Here is a 17,793-nt window from a genome sequence, read left to right as displayed (position 1 = left end):
GGGTACCCCTCCCACCATCACCTCCTCCCAGAACCCCTAGGCAATCCTGCAAGCTTGACGACGGGGCAACACTGGGCGGTGGCAGCGTCACCAACCCTGCGGGGCCTCCTGCAGGACGGGCACCATCTCCCGGCTGAGCGTCATGGCCCGGGCGGCCCACTCCTCGGTGGCGCCGACGAGCCCGCAGACCGGGGTGGGCACCACGGTGCTGGCGAGCAGATCCCGCGGGAAGCCGAGGCGGTTCCACAGCTCCAGCAACGGCCGGGCGACGGCCCGCAGGGCGGTGTCGGCAGGGGCTCCCGGCACGTGGCCGGCCCGCTGTGGGTCGGTGGCCGCGGCACGCAGCTCGTCCGCGGAGGCCGGCACGATGCCGGCCAGCAGGACGGTCCCACCCTCGACGGCCTCCCCCACCGGGTCCAGCCGGGCGGCCGCGCTGCCCAGTGCCCGCAGATCGATGGACAACGCCTGCGCCCCGGACGCCCGCATCACCGGGATCGGCGGTTGTTCGTGGCAGCAGTGCAGCACCGTCGCCACGCCGGGCAGGTGGTCGAACACCCCCTGCAGCACCTCGGCCACCCGGACCCGTTCGACGGCCCGGACGGTGCCGAAGCCGCTGGCCGTCGGCAGGGCACCCAGCAGCACGGCCGGCAGGGACGGCTCGTCGAGCTGGACCACGATCCGGGTGCCCGGCAGGCGCCGGGTCAGCTCGGCGACGTGCACCCGGAGCCCCTCGGCCAGCGATGCGGCCAGATCGTCCACGGCCCCCTGGTCGATGAGCGCCCGGTTCCCGCTGGGTACCTCGATCGCCGCGGCGAGGGTCCAGGGGCCGCACAGCTGGATCTTCACGGTCGACGCGCCGGCGTAGTGCTGCTCGGCGGCGTCCAGGTCCCAGGCGAGGTAGTCCTTGGCGCGCCGGACGTCCCGGCCGGGTCGGCGACTGAGTCGCCATCCCGACGGCACCACCTCGCCGTACAGGTCGACCAGCACGCCGACCGCCCGACCGACCATGTCCGCCCCCGGGCCGCGGGCCGGGAGCTCGACCAGGTGCGGCACCGGCAGCTCCCCGGCGACGACGCGGGCGGACTCGTCGGCGTCGACGCCGGGCAGGGAACCGACCCCGGTGGCCGCACCCAGGTGCCAGGGGGCGGCCGGGACGACAGGGGCGCCCTCCTGTGCCGGATCCGGCACGGTGATCGCGGACGTGCTGTCGAGGGTCATGGCCCTCATCCTCCCGTGTGCACGACCGTTCCGGCACCGATCACGAAGTCACCGCTCGGGTCGTACAGCACGACGGTCTGCCCGGGGGCGACGCCGCGGAGGGGCGCGTCCAACGACAGCCGCAGCCGGCCGTCGACCAGGTCGACCGAACCCGACGCCGTCCCACCGTGCGCCCGGAGCTGGGCGAGGGTGCGCAGCGGGAACTCCGGGGCCCGCCCGGTGGAGAACACCACCCGGTCGGCGGTGATCATCGAGACGTCCAACCCGGTGACGGGCCCGACGGTGACGGTCCCGGAGACCGGTTCGATGCCCAGCACGTACCGCGGGCGGCCGTCCGGGGCGGGCCGGTACAGGCCCAGTCCCTTGCGCTGCCCGATGGTGTAGCCGAACGTCCCGGAGTGCCGCCCGAGCTCGACCCCGGTCTCCGCGTCGACCAGGGCCCCGTCCCTGGCGCCGAGCTTGTCGGTCAGGTAGCCGCGGGTGTCCCCGTCGGGGATGAAGCAGATGTCGTAGCTGTCCGGCTTGGCGGCCACCGCGAACCCGCGCCGGGCCGCCTCGGCCCGCACCTCGTCCTTGGTCATCTCGCCGAGCGGGAACATGCTGTGCGCCAACTGGTCCGCCGTCAGCACGGCCAGCACGTACGACTGGTCCTTGGCCGCGTCGACGGACCGGTGCAGCACGCCGTCCACCAGCCGGACGTGGTGTCCGGTGACCACCGCGTCGAAGCCGAGCGCGACGGCCCGGTCCAGCAGCGCGGCGAACTTGATCTTCTCGTTGCAGCGCAGGCAGGGGTTCGGGGTGCGGCCGGCGGCGTACTCGGCGAGGAAGTCCGACACCACGTCCTCGAGGAAGTCCTCGCTGAGATCCCAGACGTAGTAGGGGATGTCGAGCAGGTCGCACACCCGGCGGGCGTCGAACGCGTCCTCGACGGTGCAGCAACCGCGGGACCCGGTGCGCAGGGTGCCGGGGTTGCGGGACAACGCCATGTGCACCCCGACGACCTCGTGCCCGGCGTCCACGGCCAGTGCGGCGGCGACCGCCGAGTCGACTCCGCCGCTCATCGCGGCCAGCACCCGCATCAGGACCGCCTCGCCCCGGCGACGGCGGCCCGTCGGGCCCGCTCGACCACCGGCGCGATCACCTCGGCCAACGCCCGCACGTCCGCCTCGGTGGAGGAATGGCCGAGCGAGAAGCGCAGCGCCCCACGGGCATCGGCCGGCTCCACGCCCATGCCCAGCAGGACGTGCGACGGCCGGGCGACACCCGCGGTGCACGCCGACCCGGCCGAGCACTCGATCCCGCGGGCGTCCAGCAGCATCATCAGCGCATCGCTCTCGCAGCCGGCGAACCGCAGGTGCGCGTTCCCGGGGAGGCGTGACGGCCCGCCGTCGACGAGCGACTGACCGGGATCGCCGGACACCGCGACATCCGGTACCCGCTCCAGCACCGCGGCGATGAGCGCGTCCCGCAGATCGGTCAGGCGTGCCGCGTGCTCGGGCTGCCGCCCGGTCGCCTCGGCCAGCGCGGTGGCCATGCCCACGATGCCGGCGACATCCAGGGTGCCGGATCGGATCCCCCGCTCCTGGCCACCGCCGAAGACGACGGGGACGAGAGCGGCGTCCCGCCGGACGACCAGGGCGCCGACCCCGACGGGGCCACCGAACTTGTGCGCGGAGACCGTCATCGCGTCCACGCCGCTGCGGGCGAAGTCGACGGGCAGCTGGCCGACGGCCTGCACGGCGTCGGTGTGGAAGGGGATGCCGTGGGCGTGCGCGACCGCGGCCAGCTCGCGGACCGGGTTGACCGTGCCGACCTCGTTGTTGGCCCACATGACGGAGACCAGGGCGACCGAGGACGGATCCTCCGCGATGGCCGCGGCGAGGGTGTCGGCGTGCACCCGGCCGTAGTCGTCGACCTCCAGCCACCCGATCTCGGCGCCCTCCCCCGTGCGGGGGTCCGCCAGGTGCTCGACGACGTCCAGCACGGCGTGGTGCTCCACCGGGGCGACGAGGATGCGGCGGCGGGCCGGATCCTCGGCGCGCCGGGCCCGGTAGAACCCGGTCACGGCCAGGTTGTCGGATTCGGTACCGCCGGAGGTGAACACGACCTCACTGGGTCGGGCCCCGAGGGCCGCGGCGAACGACTCGCGCGCCTCCTCCACCGATCGGCGTGCCCGTCGTCCGCTCGCGTGCAGCGACGAGGGGTTCCCGGGGTGCGCCATCACGGCACCGACCGCGGTGATCACCGCGGGCAGCACGGGGGTGGTGGAGGCGTGGTCGAGGTAGGTCATCGGCGTCCAGGGTAGGCCCCCGGTCGGGCGACCGGTGGCCCCGGCGGGGAAGGGCCCCAGCGGGTTCTGCAGTCGCCCGGGGGTGGCAGAGAAGAACCACTGCCCGGCGGCAAGGGGTTCCCGCCGGGCAGTGGTGGTCGTTCGAGGAAGCGGACGGTCAGACGACCATCGTCGCGGCTTCCTTCTGCGGGTCGTCCGCGGTGGCGCCCTGGGCGCGCAGCTTCTTCACGGCGGCCTCGACGCGGGCACCGTACTCGGGATCGGCGGCGGCGAAGTGCGCGACCGACCCGGAGACGATCTCCTCCTTGGAGACCCGGGACAGCGAACCGGCGATGGCGGTGACCAGACGCTGGCGGGCCGGCTCGTCCATCAGGCGGTACAGCTCGCCCGCCTGGGTGAAGTCGTCGTCCTGCTCGTGCAGGGTCCACGGGTAGCTGCCGGACAGCCCGTCCACGGGAACGCCCGCGTACGTCGGGACGGACGTCTGGACCGGGCCGCCGAACGAGTTCGGCTCGTAGTTCTTCGACGCGCCGCCGTTGCCGTCGACGCGGGTCAGACCGTCCCGGCCGTAGGTGCGGGCCTTCGTGGCGTGCGGGTGGTTCACCGGCACCTGGTGGTAGTTCGTCCCCAGGCGGTAGCGGTGGGCGTCGCCGTAGCCGAAGAGCCGGCCCTGCAGCATCTTGTCCGGGCTGGGCCCGATACCGGGCACGAAGTTCGCCGGGTTGAAGGCGGACTGCTCGGTCTCGGCGAAGTAGTTGTCCGGCCACCGGTTCAGCGTCATCCGGCCGACCTCGATCTTCGGGTAGTCCTTCTGCGACCAGGTCTTGGTCAGGTCGAAGGGGTTGAACCGGTAGTTCGGGGCGTCTTCGAACGGCATGATCTGGACCATCACCGTCCAGGAGGGGAACTTCCCGGCGTCGATGGAGTCACGCAGCTCGGAGAGCATGTATTCCGGGTTGCCGCCGGTCACGTCGAGCAGGTCGTCGTCGGAGAGGCACTCGATGCCCTGGTCGGTCTTGAAGTGGTACTTGACCCAGACACCCTTGCCCTCGGCGTTGACCCACTGGAACGTGTGCGAGCCGAACCCGTCCATGTTCTGCAGCGACTTCGGGCGGCCGCGGTCGCCGAAGAGCCAGGTGAACTGGTGGGTGAGCTCGGGCGACAGCGCGAAGAAGTCCCACACGTTGTCCGGCTCCTGCACCTTGGTGCGCGGGTCGGGCTTCTGGGTGTGGATGAAGTCCGGGAACTTGAGCGGATCCCGGATGAAGAAGATCGGGGTGTTGTTGCCGACGAGGTCGTAGTTGCCCTCCTCGGTGTAGAACTTCACCGAGAATCCGCGGGGATCCCGCGCGGAGTCCGGGGCGCCCTGGGCGCCGGCCACGGTGGAGAACCGGGTGAACACCTCGGTCTTCTTGCCCACCTCGGACAGGAACGCCGCGCAGGTGTACTGCGAGACGTCGTTGGTGACCTCGAAGACGCCGCCGGCGCCGATGCCGACCGCGTGCACGACGCGCTCCGGCACCCGCTCGCGGTTGAAGTGGGCGAGCTTCTCGATGAGGTGGTGATCCTGCATCAGGATCGGGCCGTTCGGGCCGGCGGTCTGCGAGTTCTGGTTGTTCGCGACGGGCGCGCCGTCGGCGGTCGTCAGCGTGGGGTTGGCCGGATGCGTGGTGGTGTCCTGGGTGACCATCTGATCCCTTCCTGGGTCGACGGGCACGTCAGTGCCCTGGTCTCAGCGTCTCCCAGTTTAGACCTTGTCCAAGTCTGGACGCCATCCAGGTCCGCGTGGATCGCGATAGGGTCCGGTGTCATGGAGACGTTGAACGGTCGACTCGTGCAGCGCGGGTGGCGGATGACCGCCCAGCGCCGGGTGATCGCGACGGTCTTCGACGACCAGGTGCGGATGAGCACCAGAGCCGGTCACGATCCGGCCCACGGCGACATCGGTGCGGATGCGCCGGGATCAGCGGCGGACCGGGACGGACACGTGCACCTGACCGCCGACGAGGTCCACGAACTGGCGACGGTCGTGCTGCCCGAGATCAGCCGGGCCACGGTCTACAACACCCTCAACGAGCTCGTCGAGGCCGGCGAGCTGCTGGCCGTGCACGTCGGTGACCGGCTCACCCGGTACGACCCCAACGTGCACCACGACCACCACCACCTGGTCTGCACCGGGTGCGGCGCGATCTTCGACGTCCCCGGCGACGGGCCGGAACTGACCTCGGCCCCGGTCGGCTTCGTCGTCCAGTCCAGCGAGGTCATCTTCCGCGGTCGCTGCGCCGACTGCGCCTGACCGGCCCACCGGCCCACGAGTGGTGGACCGGTGGAGACGGCTCAGCCCTTGCTGCTGCGGACGGCCTCGGCGACCTTGGGGGCCACGTCGAACAGATCTCCCACCACGCCGATGTCGGCCAGCTCGAAGATGGGGGCGTCGGCGTCCTTGTTGATCGCGACGATGGTCTTGCTGGTCTGCATCCCGGCCCGGTGCTGGATCGCCCCGGACACCCCCAGCGCTATGTACAGCTGCGGCGACACCGAGGTGCCGGTCTGGCCGACCTGGAACTGGTGCGGGTAGTAGCCGGAGTCGACCGCGGCCCGGGAGGCGCCCACCGCGCCGCCGAACACGTCGGCGAGATCCTCGACCACGGTGAAGTTCTCGGCCGACCCCACGCCGCGCCCACCGGACACGACGACGGACGCCGAGCCCAGCTCGGGGCGGTCGCCCACCGGTTCGGGGTGTTCGGCGACCACCGTCGCCGACGCCGCCGGGTCGACCGTCACATCCACCGCCTGCACGGCGGCCTGGGCCGCTTCGGCGTGCGCCTCGACGGAGTTCGTCCGGACCGAGATGATCGGGGTGCCCAGGGTGACCCGCGCGTGCACCGTGTAGTCGCCGCCGAACACCGACTGCTCGGCCACGACGGTGCCGTCCTCCGCCCGGCTCACGCCGACCGCGTCGGAGATGACCCCGGAGTTGAGGCGGACGGCCAGCCGACCGGAGATCTCCCGCCCGTCGACGGTGGAGGCGACGAGGATGGCCGCTGGCTCGGCGACCTGCGCCGCCGCCTGCAGGGCCGCCACCGCCGGGGTGATCAGGTACCCGGTCGCCTCGTCGGACTCGGCGGCGTAGACGGTCCCGGCACCGAGACGGCCCAGTTCACCGGCGAGCAGTTCGGCGGTGCCGGGATTCCCGACGACCACGGCGGCCGGGGATCCGAGCTGCGCGGCCAGGGTGAGCAGTTCACCGGTGACGGGGCGAACGGCACCGTCGGCGTGCTCGACCAGGACCAGTACGGGCTGGGACATCTCTCGTGCCTTCTTCCTCGCGATGTCGACTTCAGGGGTCCGGCGGGGCCGGACGGGAGTGGGCTCGACGCCCCCGTGGCGGACCACCGGGGACGGTCCCGGGGTCAGATCAGGCGGGCGGTGGTGAGGTACTGCACGACCGCGGCCGCGCCGCTGCCGGCCCCGTCGTCGGTGATCTTCTCGCCGGCCTGCTTGGCCGGACGGGGAGCGGCGTCCAGCACGGCGGTCGAGGCGTGGGCCAGACCCATGGTCGACGGATCCAGCCCGAGGTCACCCAGACCCAGGGTGGTGATCGTCTTCTTCTTCGCGGACATGATGCCCTTGAAGTTGGGGTAGCGCGGCTCGTTGATCTTCTCGGTGACCGAGACGACGGCCGGCAGCGTGGCGGTGACCTCGCTGTAGCCGGCGTCGTTGACCCGCTCGGCGCGCAGCGTGCCCGCGGTCGGATCGATCTCCAGGGTGCGCACCGAGGTGACCTGCGGCAGGCCGAGGCGCTCGGCCAGCATGGACGCGACGGTCCCGGTGCGTCCGTCGGTCGACTCGTTCCCGGTGATGACCAGGTCGGCCCCGACGGTCGCGACCGCGGCGGCGAGCACGGCGGAGGTCTGCAGGGCGCAGGATCCGGCCAATGCGTCGTCGAGCACGTGGACGGCCTTGTGCGCACCCATGGCCAGGGCCTTGCGCAGCGCCTCGGTGGCCCGAGCGGGCCCCATGGTCAGCACGGTGACCTCGCCGCCGTGGGCCTCGACCACCTGCAGTGCGGTCTCCACCCCGCGGGTGTCGATCTCGTCGATGACCGCGTCGGCCGCGTCCCGGTCGAGCGTCCAGTCGGCGTCGTCCAGCCGGCGCTCGGACCAGGTGTCCGGGACCTGCTTGACCAGAACGGCGATGTTCACCACGGGGATCGACCTCCTGCCGGCCGGTCGGGCCGGTTCGTCATGCGTTGTTGTTCGACGGGCGACCCAGCCTAAGGGTCAACTAAGTTACTCACCAGTAGCCTACGGGAACCCGGCGCCCGGGGTGGGGCGTGGCAGGCTTGCTCCGTGGCTCCCGACCCCGACCGACCCCGCCTCACCGCGCCCGCCCCGACCGACACCGCTCGCATCCCCGTCAGCTCGATGGTGATGCTCGCGGTGGGCATGATCGGGCTGATCTCGTTCCTGCTGGTCTTCACCTGGCAGGCCCCCTGGTTCCTCTGGCTCATCCCGGCCGCTTGCGCGATCGCCCTGCTGGCCCGGCTCGATCGGGCCGTGCGCTCGCGTCGCCGCGCCCGCGAGGAACTGGACGCGCAGTACGGCCGCCCGGCGCCGCGGCGATGACCGGCACGCCCGTCCCGATCATCCTCGACGTCGACACCGGCATCGACGACGCGATGGCGCTGATGTTCGCCGTCCGCTCCCCGCGCATCGACCTGCGCGCCATCACCTGTGTGGCCGGGAACACCGGGGTGGAGCAGGTGGTGCGCAACACCCTCTACGTGCTGGACACGCTGGGTGCCCCGGACATCCCCGTCGCCCGGGGTGCCCACCGGCCCCTGCTGGCGCCCCTGCACGCCGCTGATCACGTGCACGGGCGCGACGGCCTGGGCGGCTTCTCCCGCCCGTCGGACCGGCGACTGTCCCCGCACACCGCCGTCGAGCTGCTCCGGTCCGAGCTGATGTCCGCGGTCGGCAACGGCGAGCGGATCACCCTCGTGCCCACGGCGCCGCTGACCAACATCGCCCTGCTCCTGCGGACCCACCCCGAGGTGGCCGCCGGCATCGAACGGATCGTCTTCATGGGCGGATCGGCCGAACGGGGGAACGCCACCGCGGTCGCCGAGTTCAACGTCTGGCACGACCCGGAGGCGGCGGCGATCACCCTGGCCGCCGCCGGGCAGCTCGACATCCCGGTGACCATGTACGGCCTGGACGTCTTCGACCAGGTCACCGTGACGGCCACCGAGGCGGCCGAGCTCCGCCGGCACAGCGATCCGGCCGCCCAGCTGGCCGGGGCGATCCTGGAGTTCCAGTGCCGCGTCTTCGGGCTGGACCGCGCGACGATCGGCGACGCCGGGACGGTGTGCGCCGTGGCCGACCCGGCCGGGCTCACCACCCGCGCCTGGCCCGTCCGCGTCGACTACGGGCACGGCTTCGGCCGGGGTCAGACCATCGTCGACAAGCGCCACCGGGGACCGGATCTCGACGCCGACCCGCACCGCGAGGCGCAGTACCCGGCCACCGTGGTCGACGTCGCGATCGAGGTCGCGGCGGAGAAGTACGCCCGCGTGTGGCAGGCCACCATCGCCGACTGAGCGTGGCTCAGTCGGCGACGCCGATGTCCTCGTTCCACAGGCTCGGGTTCGCGGCGATGAAGTCGGTCATCATGGCGACGCAGGCGGCGTCGTCGAGCACGACCACGTCGACCCCTCGGGCCCGCAGGAGGTCCTCGCCGCCGAGGAAGGTGCGGTTCTCGCCGATGATCACCCGGGGGATCCGGTAGAGCAGGATCGCGCCGGTGCACATGTCGCACGGGGACAGGGTGGTCACCATCGTGGCCCGGGCATAGGTGGTGGCGGGCAGCCGACCGGCGTTCTCCAGGCAGTCGGTCTCCCCGTGCCGGATGGCGCTGCCCAGCTGGACCCGCTTGTTGAACCCGGTGGCGAGCACCTCCCCGTCGACGATCAGGGCGCCGCCGATCGGGATGCCGCCCTGGGCCAGTCCCTCGCGGGCGGCGGCCACGGCGTGCGCGAGCAGATCGTGATCGGACGGGGCGGCGGGCACGGTCATGGTCGTCCTCCTGGTCGGTGGGTGCAGTCGGTGGATGGCGGGACGGATCCGGGGCTGGGCGGGTCCGGGTCGGTCAGCACTGCTCCAGGGCCTGGGTGAGGTCGGCCACCAGATCGGCCGGGTCCTCGATCCCCACCGAGAGGCGCACGGTCCCCCGGCTGATCCCGGCGGCCGCGAGGGCCTCGTCGCTGAACGAGCGGTGCGAGGTCGACGACGGGTGGACCGTCAGGGTCTCCACCCCGCCGAGCGACGCGGCCTGCTGGATGAGGCGGACCGACGCGGTGAACGCCCGGGCGGCGTGTTCCCCGGCGGCCAGGTCGAACGACAGCATCGCGCCGTACCCGTCGAGGATGCGACGGGCGAGCTCGTGCTGGGGGTGGTCCGGGCGCGAGGGGTGGTGGACCCGGTCCACCGCGGGATGCGCGGCCAGCGTCTCGGCCAGGGCGACGGCGTTGCTGTTGGCCTGCCGCATGCGCAGACCCAGGGTCTGCAGCCCGCGGATGATCAACCAGGTCGCGAACGGGTCCGGGGTGACCCCGGTCGTCGCCGCGTACGCCCAACCGGCCCGGAAGTGCTTCTCGTCGGCGTAGGCGGTGATCCCGCCGGTCACGTCGGAATGGCCGGACAGGTACTTGGTGGCCGAGTGGACGACGATGTCGGCGCCCAGCTCCAGCGGCCGGCACACCATGGGCGAGGCGAAGGTGCTGTCCACCACGGTGAGCACCCCGGCCTCGCGCGCCACCGCGCACATGGCCGGCAGATCGGCGACCACGGTCATCGGATTGCTGATGGTCTCCAGGTACACCGCCACGGTGTTCGGCCGCAGGGCCGCCCGCAGCGCCGCCGGATCGTCGCCGTCGACCTCGGTGGTGCTCAGTCCCCACCGGGCCACGAGATCGTCGAGCAGACCGGTGGTCCCGCCGTAGATCGAGCGCTGCACGACCAGGTGCGACCCGGCCCTGAGCTGCGCCCCGAGGGCCACCGCGATGGCGCCCATGCCGGAGGCGGTGGCCACCGCGCCGGCCGCGCCCTCGAGCTCGGCCATCGCGTGTTCGAGCGCCCGGACCGTCGGATTGCCCAACCGGGAGTACGCGAAGTCGCCGCGGGGATCGTTCAGCGCGTCGGTGATCGTCTTGGCGTCGTCGTGGGCGAACACGGAGGTCTGGTAGATCGGCACGGACAACGGACGCCCGCCGACGGGATCGGCAGCCGGGACGTGGACGGCGCGGGTGGACAACGCCAACTTCGGATCGGTCACCCCCGGGATGCTGCCACCCGACCCGAGGTTGCCTCGTCCACGGGTGGTTGTTCTCACCGAGGGAGTCGCGCCCCGGGCCGGGGGGAGACAGCCCTGGTGCGGCATGGTGGAGCGATGGATCGAAGCCGCCGACCCGCCCTGCGGCCCCCGCCCCCACCGGCCTGTGACCGGGAGCGGGACGTGGTGACCACCGAGCCCGGCCGGCGAACATCGTCCCGGCCGGGGTCGCCGACCTGGCGGGTGGTCCGTGCCGTGATCGCGGCGCTGGGTCTGCTCGCCGCCGCGGCGGTCGTCTGGCCGGCCCTGTTCGGTCTGTCCACCACCCCCGGCTTCCTGCACCTGGTCTCGTTCCGCGGCCCGGTGGCCGCCGCCGGCCTGGTCGCCGCCGGCGTCGCCGCCGTCTTCCTCAACCCGTGGCGGCGCCCGTCGTTCTGGCGGACGTTGATCGTGGCCATGGTGCTGGTGGTCGGGCTCGGCAACGCCGGCACGATGCTGGTCCGCGGGTGGGCCGGCTCCCCCGTCGCCGGATCGGCCGACCTGGTCGTCGTCAGCTACAACACCGAGGTCGGCGGGACCACGGCGGACGAGATCGCCGCGCTGGTCCGGGCCCGCGGCGCCGACATGGTGTCGCTCCCGGAGACCTCGGAGGCCACCGCCCGCCGCGCCGCCGAACTGCTCGCCGCCGGTGGGCGTGGCTACCAGGTCCTGCACACCCAGGAACGGCGTGACGACACCTCGTCGACCAGCCTGCTCGTCGCCGACTCGCTCGGCGTCTACGCACTCGCGGCCACGCCGTCCACGGTGCTGGGCACGGTCCGGGCCGAACCCGTCGGGCACGACGGCCCCACTCTGGTCGCCGTGCACACCGGTGCCCCCGTCCCGGCCATCGGCTACGACCGGTGGGCGCAGGCCGTCGCCACCGGGGTCGCCCAGGCGCGGGACACCCCGAACGCGATCGTGGCCGGCGACTTCAACGCGACCATGGACCACGCGCCGATGCGCGATCTCGGCGATTATGTGGACGCGGCCACCGAGGCCGGGCGCGGCGCCGAGGGCACCTGGCCGTCGACCTTCCCGGTGCTGGTCGCCGCACCCATCGACCACGTCCTGGTCAACCCGGCGCACTACCGGGTGCTGAGCACCCAGACCGTCGTCGCCGGCGGCAGCGACCACCGCGCCCTGATCGCCCGCCTGGCCGCCGTCCCCGCGTCCTGATCCCGGTCACCAGGACTCAGGACGGGCCGGGTCGCCCGGCCCAGTTGGCCAGCTGCTCGGTCTGCCCCGCTCCGGGCCGCGGGATGACCACCGGCGCGAACGGGATGAACCCCCCGCGGGGCTCCGCCGGGAGCAGCAGCGGTGCACGCTGGAGCAACGGGCCGACGACGGCCGGATCGACCTCCGGGTCCTGCCCGGTGGCCACGGCCAGATCCCAGCCGTGGACCACGGTCTCCCGCAGGTACCCCCACACCGCGTTCCGCCCGGGCACCCGCCCCCAGGGGGCGGTGACCATCGCGTCCAGGCTGTCGTCGCCCTCCCACACCGGCCACATGACCCGCACGGCCGCGGCGTAGGCGTCCGCCCATCCGTCGTCCGGGACCCCGGTGACCACCACCTCGACCGTCCCCGGATCCCCGCCGGACCCGATCACCCGTGCCCGGTCGACCGTGGCCACCAGATGACCGACGAGGGTGCGGACGTCGAACTCCACGCAGGGCGTGGGGTCGCCGAGCTGCTCCGGACGGACGGCGGCGATGAGCCCGTGCGCCCAGGTCAGACCGGCGCGGTACAGCGGACGCGGGTCCAGCTCGTCGGCCTGCGGGGCGGTCGCGGTGGTGGTGTCGGGACGGGTCATCGGATCTCCTCCGGGTCGGTGTCCGCTCATCGTCGATCGCATACCTGACACCTGCTGACAGGTATTCCTGACAGGATCGGCCGGTGCGAGCCGATCGGTTGCTGACCCTGGTCACCCTGCTGCGGCAGCGGGGGCGGATGAGCGCACCCGCGCTGGCGGCGGAGCTGGAGGTCTCCGTCCGCACCGTCCTGCGCGACGTGGAGGCGCTGTCGACCGCCGGCGTTCCCGTCTACGCCGAACGCGGCCGGACCGGCGGCTTCGCCCTGCTGCCCGGGGTGTCCACCGCCCTGTCCGGAGTTCGGGGACTGACCGACGAGGAGGCGGTGGCCCTGCTCGCCGCCGGGTCGCCGGCGACCTCCGCCGCACTCGGGCTGGCCCCGTCGCTGGCCGGTGCCCTGGGCAAGGTCCTCGCCGCCCTGCCGGAGGCACGCCGGTCGGGTGCCCTGCGCGCGGGCGCCCGCATCCTGGTCCTGACGGACGGGTTCCTGACCGATCCCCGGCCCGAGCCGGCGCTCGCCGTCGTGCAGCAGGCGGTGCTGGACGCGCGGCGGCTGTGCCTGACGTACCGGTCCCGGACGGCGGACTCCCCCTCCCATCGCACCGTGGACCCGCTCGGCCTGATCAGTGCGGGCGGCTCGTGGTACCTGCTCGCCGTCCACCGCGGGGAGGACCGCGTCTACCGACTGTCCCGGATCGTCGAGGCCCGGGTCCTGCCGGCCGAGGCAGCACACCGCATCGACGCCGCCGGTGAGCTGCCCCGGCGCTGGCAGGCCCGGCGGGCCGACTTCCGCCGGTCCCGCCCGGCGGTGCACGTGCTGCTGCGGATCGACGCCGACGGGGCGGACCGACTCGCCGCGACCGGCCTGCCCTGCCGGCACGAACCGGGATCGGACCTGTACGCCGTGGAGTTCTGGGACCGGGCGCACGCCTCGGGCGTGCTGTGGTCCCTGGGTGCGGACATGGAGGTCGTGGAACCGGCCGATCTGCGCACGGAGCTGGTGGACCGGGCGGCCCGCATCCTCGACCGGCACGGCCGGGCCGCGGCGCCGCCCCTCCCCACCGGCTGACCGTCCGGGCTGTCGGACCACGCGGTTACCGTGACATCCGTGCCCCCGACCGTGACCGCCGTTCCCGAGATCCCGCTGCAGGACGATCGTCCGGGATCCCGCGCAGGACGGGAGGGCGGGAGCCGGTGGATCCGCCGCCTGCTCGGCTACTGCTGGCGGCACCGCACGGTCACCCTGCTCGCCGCGGTGTCCGCGGTCGTCGGCGTCGGCCTCGGTGCGTTGACCCCGCTCCTGGTCGGGGTGGCCGTGGACGACGCCACCCGGGGGTCCACCGCGGGGATGGGGTGGATCGTCACCGGCCTCCTCGCCCTGGCCGTCATCCGGTTCGGCGCCTCCTTCGTCCGCCGCTGGGCCGGCGGTCGGCTGTCCCTGGACGTGCAGCACGATCTCCGTCAGGACGTGTTCCGCTCCCTGCAGCGCCTGGATGGACCGGGGCAGGACGACCTGCGCACCGGCCAGGTCGTCTCACGCGCGTCCAGTGACCTGCAGCTGGTGCAGAACCTGCTGGCGATGGTGCCGCTGTCCGCCGGCCAGGTCGTGCTCTTCGCCGCCTCGCTCGGCTTCATGGTCACGCTGTCCCCCCTGCTCACCGTGATGGCGTTGCTGGTGGTCCCGGCGGTGGCCGGGTTGACCCGGGCGACCCGGACGGTGCTGTTCCCGGCGACCTGGGCGGCCCAGCAGTCCGCCGCCGACGTCGCCGAGATCGTCGAGGAGGACGTCACCGGCGTCCGGGTGGTGAAGGGGTTCGGCCAGGAGGACCGCGAGGTCGAACGCCTGCGGACCGGCGCGGCCACCCTGTTCGGCCAGCGCATGCGCGCCGTGCGACTCACCGCCCTGATCACGCCCGCCCTGCAGGGCCTGACCTCCCTCGGGCAGGTCGGGGTGCTCGCCCTCGGCGGCTATCTCGCCCTGCGCGGCACCATCAGCCTGGGGACCTTCCTGGCCTTCTCCCTCTACCTGGCCCAGCTCGTCGGGCCCACCCGCATGCTCACCCTGCTGCTGATCTCCAGCCAGCAGGCCCGGGCCTCGGTGGAACGGGTGCTGGAGATCGTGGACTCGCAGGTCGGCATCGTCGACCCGATCCACCCGACCGGGCTGCCGGCCGGTCCGCTCGCGGTCCGACTCGACGGGGTGCGGTTCGGCTACCTGCCGGATGAGCCCGTGCTGGACGGCTTCTCCCTCGAGGTGCCGGCGGGATCGACGACGGCCCTGGTCGGCGCGTCAGGGTCCGGCAAGTCGACCATCTCCCTGCTCCTGCCCCGCTTCTACGACCCCCGCCAGGGCTCCGTCTCGGTCGGTGGGGTCGACGTGCGCGAGGTGCTGCTCGGTGAACTGCGCCGGACCGTGGGGGTGGTCTTCGAGGAGGCGTTCCTGTTCTCCGACTCCATCGCGGTGAACATCGCGTACGGCCGACCCGACGCGTCCCGGGAGGACATCCGGGCGGCCGCCCGCGCCGCCGAGGCCGACGGGTTCATCGAGGCCCTGCCCGACGGCTACGACACCGTGATCGGCGAACGGGGGATGACGCTGTCCGGCGGTCAGCGCCAGCGGCTGGCCCTGGCCCGCGCGATGATCACCGACCCGCGGGTGTTGTTGCTGGACGACGCCACCAGCGCGGTCGACCCGGTCACCGAGGCGGCCATCCACGCCACCCTGCGCACCTTGACGGCGACCCGGACCACCGTGCTCATCGCGCACCGGCGGTCGACCCTGGCGCTGGCCGACCGCATCGCCGTGGTCGAGGCGGGTCGGGTGATCGACACCGGCACGCACGACGAGCTCGTCGAGCGCTGCGCGCCGTACCGCGATCTGCTCGGTGGGGAGCTGGCCGGCGCACCCGCCGAACACCGACCGGCGCCGGCGTCACCGTCCGTCGACGGCGTCACCCCGGTGTTGTGGCCCGAGCAGGACCCGACCACGACCCCCACCGACCGGACCGTCGACTCCGCGGCCCGCGGCGGCGGCGGCCCGGGGGGCGGCGGCATGGGCGGCTTCATGGGCAACGTGCCCGCCACCCCCGAGCTGCTGGACCGGGTGGCCGCCCTGCCCCCGGTGACCGAGACGCCCGGCCCGTACGACCCGCCGGAGCACACGTCGTTCAGCCTGCGGGCCTCGCTGCGGCCGGTGCGCCGGCTGCTGTGGATCGCCCTGGTCCTGGTGGCCCTGGACGCGGTGGCCGGGCTGGCCATCCCGGTGCTCATGCGCACCGGGGTCGACCGCGGCGTCTCCGCCGGTGCGCTGGACGTGGTGTGGATCGTCTCGGTCGCCGCCCTGGCCATCGTGCTGGCCGACTACTTCTTCCAGCGCGGGCAGATGCTCGCGGCCGGCCGGGCCGGCGAGACGGTGCTGTTCCGGCTGCGGCTCCGCGAGTTCGCGCACCTGCAGCGCCTGGGCCTGGAGTACTACGAGCGGGAACGAGCCGGCCGCATCATGACCCGGATGACCACGGACGTGGACGCGCTGTCCTCGTTCCTGCAGACCGGCCTGGTCACCTCGGTCATCTCGCTCGCCAGCTTCGCCGGGATCGCCGTCGTCCTGCTCGTGCTGGACGTCGGGCTGGCCCTGCTCGCACTGTCCGTGCTGCCGGTGGTCGTCGTCGCCACGGTGGTGTTCCGCCGGTTCTCCTCCCGGGCCTACCAGGACGCGCGGGAGAAGGTCAGCGCGGTCAACGCCGATCTCCAGGAGAACGTCGCCGGCCTGCGGGTGTCCCAGGCGCTGGGCCGGGAACGCCGCAACGCCGAGGGCTTCCAGGCCCGCAGCGAGGACTACCGCCGGTCGCGCATGCGGGCCCAGACGGCGATCTCCATCTACTTCCCGTTCGTCGCCCTGCTGTCCGAGGTGGCGGCCGCGGTCGTGCTCGGCGTGGGCGTCGGGGAGGTCGTGGGCGGGACGTTGACGGTCGGCACCCTGATGGCCTTCATGCTGTACCTGGACACCTTCTTCCAGCCCATCCAGCAGCTGTCGCAGGTCTTCGACAGCTACCAGCAGGCCGAGGTCGGTCTGCAGCGCATCGGTGAGCTGCTCCGCACCCCGACCACGACCCCGGCGGCCGAGCACCCCCGGCCGGTCACCGGGTTGGCCGGCGATGTCCGGATGGACTCGGTGGGCTTCGCGTACGCCACCGCCGATACCGACGGCGGGGAGGCGGGCGTCCCGGCCCTGCAGGACGTCGACCTGCACATCGCCCCGGGCGAGACGGTCGCCGTGGTCGGGGCCACCGGTGCCGGCAAGTCCACGATGATCAAACTGCTGGCCCGGTACTACGACGCCGGGAGCGGTCGGGTGTCGGTGGACGACACCGACATCCGGGAGTACGACCTGGGCGCCTACCGCCGTCGGATCGGGGTGGTGCCCCAGGAGGCCCATCTGTTCTCCGGCACCGTGCGGGACAACATCGCCTACGGCCGACCTGACGCCTCCGACGCCGAGGTCGAGGCCGCAGCCCGGTCGGTCGGCGCCCTGACCATGGTCGGCACGCTGACCGGCGGGTTCCGCCACCGCATCGACGAGCGCGGGCGGAATCTCTCGGCCGGCCAACGCCAGCTGATCTCCCTGGCCCGCGCCTACCTGGTCGACCCGGACCTGCTGTTGCTGGACGAGGCGACCGCGGCACTGGACCCGTCCGCCGAGGCGGCCGTCCTGAACGCCACCGACCGGCTGGCCCGCGGCCGGACCACGGTCGTGGTCGCCCATCGGCTGACGACCGCGGCCCGCGCCGACCGGATCATCGTCATGGAGCGGGGGCGGGTGGTCGAGGTGGGTCGACACGGGGAGCTGCTCGCCGCCGGCGGGGCGTACAGCCGGCTGTACCGGCAATCGGCCGCCGACGGTGACGTCGCCGCGGTGGGCGCGGGGCGCTGACCCGGCGGCACGATCGCCCACGGCGGCCCGACACCGCGACTCACGGCCGACCGACCGGCGTCCACAGCCGTCCGGGTTGCTCCGGGGAGACATTGCTCGCCGGATCGAGGCCCTCGGTGCCCCGACCAGGCGTCGGCGCGTTAGCCTGGTCGGGTCGAGTGTCCCCGAGT

15 protein-coding genes are annotated in these 17,793 nt (G+C 73.1%); 6 read left to right on the top strand and 9 right to left on the bottom strand.

The window, feature by feature from the left end; translation table 11 throughout:
- Positions 1-87 precede the first annotated feature (87 nt).
- The 4 genes from J2S58_RS18125 to J2S58_RS18110 form a co-directional block, all read right to left on the bottom strand.
- On the bottom strand, positions 88-1,218 hold the full coding sequence (locus J2S58_RS18125) for a uroporphyrinogen decarboxylase/cobalamine-independent methonine synthase family protein (RefSeq protein WP_205257150.1): 1,131 nt from the start codon (positions 1,216-1,218) through the stop codon (positions 88-90).
- Between the two features lie 5 nt (positions 1,219-1,223).
- On the bottom strand, positions 1,224-2,297 hold the full coding sequence (gene mnmA / locus J2S58_RS18120) for a tRNA 2-thiouridine(34) synthase MnmA (RefSeq protein ID WP_205257149.1): 1,074 nt from the start codon (positions 2,295-2,297) through the stop codon (positions 1,224-1,226).
- Positions 2,297-3,508: a cysteine desulfurase family protein gene (locus J2S58_RS18115; protein WP_205257148.1), complete on the bottom strand. Its 1,212-nt coding sequence runs from the start codon at positions 3,506-3,508 to the stop codon at positions 2,297-2,299. The genes mnmA and J2S58_RS18115 overlap by 1 nt, the downstream gene beginning before the upstream one ends.
- Before the next feature lie 157 nt (positions 3,509-3,665).
- Positions 3,666-5,198 (bottom strand): catalase, encoded by a 1,533-nt coding sequence (locus J2S58_RS18110; RefSeq protein WP_205257147.1) that lies wholly within the window; start codon positions 5,196-5,198, stop codon positions 3,666-3,668.
- 120 nt (positions 5,199-5,318) lie between these two features.
- Here J2S58_RS18110 and J2S58_RS18105 point away from each other — a divergent pair, with 120 nt between their 5' ends.
- On the top strand, positions 5,319-5,804 hold the full coding sequence (locus J2S58_RS18105) for a Fur family transcriptional regulator (RefSeq protein WP_205257146.1): 486 nt from the start codon (positions 5,319-5,321) through the stop codon (positions 5,802-5,804).
- 41 nt (positions 5,805-5,845) lie between these two features.
- On the opposite strand, the gene J2S58_RS18100 is transcribed toward J2S58_RS18105, so the two are convergent.
- Complete coding sequence (locus J2S58_RS18100) at positions 5,846-6,817, bottom strand: electron transfer flavoprotein subunit alpha/FixB family protein (protein ID WP_205257145.1); 972 nt, start codon at positions 6,815-6,817, stop codon at positions 5,846-5,848.
- A 104-nt stretch (positions 6,818-6,921) separates the two neighbouring features.
- Positions 6,922-7,716: an electron transfer flavoprotein subunit beta/FixA family protein gene (locus tag J2S58_RS18095; protein WP_205257144.1), complete on the bottom strand. Its 795-nt coding sequence runs from the start codon at positions 7,714-7,716 to the stop codon at positions 6,922-6,924.
- Between the two features lie 144 nt (positions 7,717-7,860).
- On the opposite strand from J2S58_RS18095, the gene J2S58_RS18090 reads away from it, so the two are divergent.
- On the top strand, positions 7,861-8,136 hold the full coding sequence (locus J2S58_RS18090) for a hypothetical protein (RefSeq protein WP_205257143.1): 276 nt from the start codon (positions 7,861-7,863) through the stop codon (positions 8,134-8,136).
- Positions 8,133-9,110, top strand: a complete 978-nt coding sequence (locus J2S58_RS18085) for a nucleoside hydrolase (protein WP_205257142.1) — start codon at positions 8,133-8,135, stop codon at positions 9,108-9,110. Before J2S58_RS18090 ends, J2S58_RS18085 begins: the two co-directional genes overlap by 4 nt.
- Positions 9,111-9,117: 7 nt before the next feature.
- On the opposite strand, the gene J2S58_RS18080 is transcribed toward J2S58_RS18085, so the two are convergent.
- On the bottom strand, positions 9,118-9,585 hold the full coding sequence (locus J2S58_RS18080; RefSeq protein ID WP_205257141.1) for a nucleoside deaminase: 468 nt from the start codon (positions 9,583-9,585) through the stop codon (positions 9,118-9,120).
- Between the two features lie 73 nt (positions 9,586-9,658).
- Positions 9,659-10,843: a trans-sulfuration enzyme family protein gene (locus J2S58_RS18075; protein WP_205257140.1), complete on the bottom strand. Its 1,185-nt coding sequence runs from the start codon at positions 10,841-10,843 to the stop codon at positions 9,659-9,661.
- Between the two features lie 114 nt (positions 10,844-10,957).
- Here J2S58_RS18075 and J2S58_RS18070 point away from each other — a divergent pair, with 114 nt between their 5' ends.
- On the top strand, positions 10,958-12,058 hold the full coding sequence (locus J2S58_RS18070) for an endonuclease/exonuclease/phosphatase family protein (protein ID WP_205257139.1): 1,101 nt from the start codon (positions 10,958-10,960) through the stop codon (positions 12,056-12,058).
- Between the two features lie 16 nt (positions 12,059-12,074).
- On the opposite strand, the gene J2S58_RS18065 is transcribed toward J2S58_RS18070, so the two are convergent.
- On the bottom strand, positions 12,075-12,695 hold the full coding sequence (locus J2S58_RS18065; protein WP_205257138.1) for a TIGR03086 family metal-binding protein: 621 nt from the start codon (positions 12,693-12,695) through the stop codon (positions 12,075-12,077).
- Positions 12,696-12,778: 83 nt separating this feature from the next.
- Between J2S58_RS18065 and J2S58_RS18060 the strand changes: the two genes are divergently transcribed.
- Together J2S58_RS18060 and J2S58_RS18055 are read left to right on the top strand one after the other, a co-directional pair.
- Complete coding sequence (locus J2S58_RS18060; protein ID WP_205257137.1) at positions 12,779-13,762, top strand: helix-turn-helix transcriptional regulator; 984 nt, start codon at positions 12,779-12,781, stop codon at positions 13,760-13,762.
- A gap of 69 nt (positions 13,763-13,831) precedes the next feature.
- Entirely contained in the window at positions 13,832-17,623 is a 3,792-nt protein-coding gene (locus J2S58_RS18055; protein WP_344469950.1) for an ABC transporter ATP-binding protein, read from the top strand.
- Positions 17,624-17,793: the final 170 nt, after the last annotated feature.

It is taken from the genome of Nakamurella flavida (assembly GCF_030811475.1).
GTDB classification, from domain to species: Bacteria; Actinomycetota; Actinomycetes; order Mycobacteriales; family Nakamurellaceae; genus Nakamurella; species Nakamurella flavida.
This window is presented reverse-complemented; position numbering and strand designations above follow the sequence as displayed.